General features: G+C 50.6%; 1 protein-coding gene. It reads left to right on the top strand.

The features are described from left to right. Window positions 1-190 precede the first annotated feature (190 nt). A partial coding sequence (locus ACO0LN_RS30340) for a biopolymer transporter ExbD (RefSeq protein ID WP_422980489.1) occupies window positions 191-332 on the top strand: 142 nt, incomplete at its 3' end.

Here is a 332-nt window from a genome sequence, read left to right as displayed (position 1 = left end):
CGTGCCGGTATCGCCAAGGTCGGCTTTGTAATTGAACCGCCACCACGGAACTAGTTTTTTGAATGACTAAACAGGGCTGGCGAAAAATTGTCCTGACAAGGCGTAGCGACGAAGACAGTGCGAATAGCACGGCGAGACGCTGCAACGCAGTCAGGGCGATTTTCTCGTCGGCCCCAGCAAAGGAAGCATTATGGGTATGCAAATAGGTTCCGGCGGTGGCTCAGCCGATCCGGAAGTGATGATAGAAATGAACATGACGCCGCTGATTGACGTCATGCTGGTATTGATCATCATGTTGATTATTACCATTCCTATTCAGAATCACGCGGTGA

This window comes from Undibacterium sp. TC9W, from assembly GCF_049339865.1.
GTDB lineage: Bacteria > Pseudomonadota > Gammaproteobacteria > Burkholderiales > Burkholderiaceae_D > Undibacterium.
Note: the sequence above shows the minus strand (reverse complement) of the source record. Positions and strands in the feature narration are given on the sequence as shown.